Source organism: Falsiroseomonas sp. RANM36, assembly GCF_056682175.1.
Map to the genome: position 1 here is coordinate 428,036 of NZ_JBWXTD010000006.1, position 4,455 is coordinate 432,490.

Here is a 4,455-nt window from a genome sequence, read left to right on the forward strand (position 1 = left end):
GGGGCGGGGGGGCGCCGCGCCGCCGCCTCTGGCCCGCGGGCCCCCGCGCCCCGGCGCGCCCCCCGGGAAGGCGAACCGCCGCGTCAGGCGGGGCGGTTCTCGAGATCCACGTTGAGGCCGAGCGACTTCAGCTCCTTCACCAGCACGTTGAAGGATTCCGGCACGCCCGCCTCGAAGGTGTCCTGGTCGCGCACGATCGCCTCGTAGACCTTGGTGCGGCCCGAGACGTCGTCCGACTTCACCGTCAGCATCTCCTGCAGCGTGTAGGCGGCGCCGTAGGCTTCCAGCGCCCAGACCTCCATCTCGCCGAAGCGCTGGCCGCCGAACTGCGCCTTGCCGCCCAGCGGCTGCTGGGTGACGAGCGAGTAGGGGCCGATGGAGCGCGCGTGGATCTTGTCGTCCACCAGGTGATGCAGCTTGAGCATGTAGATGTAGCCCACCGTCACGCGCCGCTCGAACTTCTCGCCGGTGCGGCCATCATGCAACCAGACCTGGCCGGAACGGTCGAGGCCGGCCTTCTCCAGCATGCCTTCGATGTCGGCCATCCGCGCGCCGTCGAAGACCGGCGTCGCGATCGGGATGCCCTTCTTCAGGTTCTCGCACAGCTCGATCAGCTGGTCGTCGTCCAGCGGATCGACGTCGCGCGCGACGATCTCCTCGCCATACGCCTCGACGAGCTTCGCGCGCAGTTCCTCGCGCATCGCGCCGCCGCGGCGGTACTCCTCGACCATCTCGCCGATCTGCTTGCCCATGTTGGCGCAGGCCCAGCCCAGATGCGTCTCCAGGATCTGGCCGACATTCATGCGCGACGGCACGCCGAGCGGGTTCAGCACCAGATCGACGCTGGTCCCGTCTTCCAGGAACGGCATGTCCTCCACCGGCACGACGCGAGAGACCACGCCCTTGTTGCCGTGGCGGCCGGCCATCTTGTCGCCGGGCTGCAGCTTCCGCTTCACCGCGACGAAGACCTTGACCATCTTCATCACGCCGGGCGGCAGCTCGTCGCCGCGCTGCAGCTTCTCGACCTTGCTCTCGAAGCGCTTCTGCAGGCGCTCGACCGCCGCGTCGAACTCGCGCTTCAGCGCCTCGATCTCGGCCATCGCCGCATCGTCCTGCACGCCGATCTGGCGCCAGGTCGCCTTGGCGAACTCCTCCAGCACATGGTCGGTGATCTCGGTGCCGGCCTTCACACCCTTGAAGCCGCCGGCCGCCTTCTTGCCCAGCAGGCGCTCGCGCAGCCGGCTGTAGAAGCTCCGCTCCTGGATCGCCTTCTCGTCGTCGCGGTCCTTCGCGAGACGCTCGATCTCAGCGCGCTCGATCGCCATGGCGCGCTCGTCCTTGTCCACGCCGCGGCGGCTGAACACGCGCACGTCCACGATCGTGCCGGCGACACCGGGCGGCAGGCGCAGCGAGGTGTCGCGCACGTCAGACGCCTTCTCGCCGAAGATCGCGCGGAGCAGCTTTTCTTCAGGTGTCATCGGGGACTCACCCTTCGGGGTCACCTTGCCCACGAGGATGTCTCCCGGCTGCACTTCCGCCCCGATGTAGACGATGCCGGCCTCATCCAGATTCCGGAGGGCCTCCTCGCCGACGTTCGGAATATCTCGAGTAATCTCCTCCTGGCCGAGCTTGGTGTCGCGGGCCATCACCTCGAATTCCTCGATGTGGATCGAGGTGAAGACGTCGTCCTTCGCGATGCGCTCGCTGATCAGGATGCTGTCCTCGAAGTTGTACCCGTTCCACGGCATGAAGGCGCAGAGCACGTTGCGGCCGAGCGCGAGCTCGCCGAGCTCCGTGCTCGGGCCGTCGGCGATGATGTCGCCGGCCTTCACCCGGTCGCCCACCTTCACCAGCGGGCGCTGGTTGATGCAGGTGGACTGGTTGGAACGCTGGAACTTGCGCAGGCGGTAGATGTCCACGCCGCGCGTCGTGCCTTCGTCGCCCGTCGCGCGCACCACGATGCGCGCACCGTCGATGCTGTCGATCACGCCGTCGCGGCGCGCCACGATGGTCGCACCCGAATCGCGCGCCACCGCACCTTCCATGCCGGTGCCGACCAGCGGCGCGTCGGCGCGGATCAGCGGCACCGCCTGGCGCTGCATGTTCGAGCCCATCAGCGCGCGGTTGGCGTCGTCGTTCTCCAGGAACGGGATCAGCGCCGCGGCGACGGAGACGAGCTGCTTCGGCGAGACGTCGATCGCCGTGACTTCCTCGGGCTTCACCAGGCGGAAGTCGCCGCCCGAGCGCACGCTGACCAGCTCGGACTTGAAGTTGCCCTCGGCGTCGAGCTCGGCATCGGCCTGCGCCACGACCAGGCGCTCCTCCTCCATGGCGGAGAGGTAGCGCGGATCGCCGGTCACCTTGCCTTCCCGAACCAGGCGGTACGGCGTCTCGATGAAGCCGTACTTGTTCACCTTGGCGAAGGTCGCGAGGCTGTTGATCAGGCCGATGTTCGGGCCTTCCGGCGTCTCGATCGGGCAGATGCGGCCGTAATGCGTCGGGTGGACGTCGCGAACCTCGAAGCCGGCGCGCTCGCGCGTCAGGCCGCCCGGACCGAGCGCCGAGAGGCGGCGCTTGTGCGTCACCTCGCTGAGCGGGTTGGTCTGGTCCATGAACTGGCTGAGCTGCGAGCTGCCGAAGAACTCGCGCACCGCCGCCGCGGCCGGCTTCGCGTTGATCAGGTCGTGCGGCATCACGCTGTCGATGTCGACGGCGCCCATCCGCTCCTTGATCGCGCGCTCCATGCGCAGCAGGCCGACGCGGTACTGGTTCTCCATCAGCTCGCCGACCGAGCGCACGCGCCGGTTGCCGAGGTTGTCGATGTCGTCGATCGAGCCGACGCCGTCCTTCAGCTGCAGCAGCACGCGCAGCGTCGCGACGATGTCCTCCTTGCGCAGGGTGCGGATGTGGTCCGGCACCTCCTCGGTGGAGAAGCCGAGGCGCATGTTCATCTTCACCCGGCCGACGGCCGAGAGGTCGTAGCGCTCAGGGTCGAAGAACAGGCCGCGGAACAGGTTCTCGGCGGTGTCGGCGGTCGGCGGCTCGCCCGGGCGCATCACCCGGTAGATGTCCATCAGCGCCTCTTCGCGGTTGGAGTTCTTGTCCACCGCGAGCGTGTTGCGCATCCAGGGGCCGGTCGCCTGGTCGATGGCGAGCGTCGGCAGGCGGTCGAGGCCGGCTTCCTCGATCGCGGTCAGCTTCGCCTCGGTCAGCTCCTCGCCGGCCTCGGCCCAGATCTCGCCGCTCTGGTAGTCCACCATATCCTCGGCGACGAAGCGGCCGAGCAGGTCGGCGCGGCCGGCCAGCACCTCGGTCGTGCCGCCCTCCGCGATCTTCCGCGCGGCGCGGGCGGTCATCTTGGCCTCCTTCTCGGCCACCACCTGCCCGGTCTTCGCATCCACCAGCGCCTCGGCCAGCTTCACGTTGCGGAAGGCCTCGGGGTCGAAGGGGCGCGACCAGCCCTTCGGGCCGCGGGTGAAGACCACCTGGCCATAGAAGGCGTTCAGGATCTCCTCGGCGTCCATGCCGCGGATCTCGTGCGGCTCGAGCGCCGGCAGCCCCTCATTGGCGCGGCGGGCGCGCTCGCCCTCGGTCCACACGCTGTCGAGCGCATAGAGCAGCGTCGTCGCCGGCAGCTTCCGCTTGCGGTCGATGCGGACGTAGCAGATGTCCTTGGCATCGAACTCGAAGTCGAGCCAGGAGCCGCGATAGGGGATGACGCGCGCGGCGAAGAGGTACTTGCCGCTGCTGTGCGTCTTGCCCTTGTCGTGGTCGAAGAACACGCCCGGCGAACGGTGCATCTGGGAGACGATGACGCGCTCGGTGCCGTTGATGATGAAGGTGCCGTTGTCCGTCATGAGCGGCATGTCGCCCATGTAGACATCCTGTTCCTTGATGTCGCGGACGGAACGGCTGCCGGTGTCCTCGTCCACGTCCCACACGATCAGGCGCAGGCGCACCTTGAGCGGGGCGGCGAAGGTCAGGCCGCGCTGGATGCACTCCTCGACGTCGTATTTCGGCTCTTCGAGCTCGTACTGGACGAATTCGAGGCGGCCGCGGCCGCCGAAATCGTCGATCGGGAAGACGGACTTGAAGACTTCCTGCAGCCCCGCATGCAGCCGCGCATCCGGGTCAACCCCCATCTGCAGGAACGCCTCGTAGGAGGCGCGCTGCACGTCGATGAGGTTGGGCATCGGGGCCACTTCGGGCAGCCGCCCGAAGGACTTCCGAATGCGCTTGCGCCCGGTGAACGACCTCGTGATAGCGTTCATGCCTGTCCCGCTTCCCTCGCCCGCCGGCCCCGCACCGGGCCGGATGGCTGCTTCTGGCAATCAGACCGGCGCCGCCCTGGGCCGCGCCGGAAAAACGCAGGCGCGGGGGGGGGGGGGGGGGGGGGGGCGCGGGCGCCCCCCCCCCCCCCCCCCCCCCCCCCCCCCCCCCCCCCCCCCCCCGCGC

At 68.9% G+C, this 4,455-nt stretch carries 1 protein-coding gene; it reads right to left on the bottom strand.

All coding sequences use genetic code 11. The features are described 5' to 3' along the window. Positions 1-83: 83 nt before the first annotated feature. Complete coding sequence (gene rpoB, locus AC1MIR_RS23635) at positions 84-4,271, bottom strand: DNA-directed RNA polymerase subunit beta (protein WP_480030626.1); 4,188 nt, start codon at positions 4,269-4,271, stop codon at positions 84-86. Between the last annotated feature and the right edge of the window lie 184 nt (positions 4,272-4,455).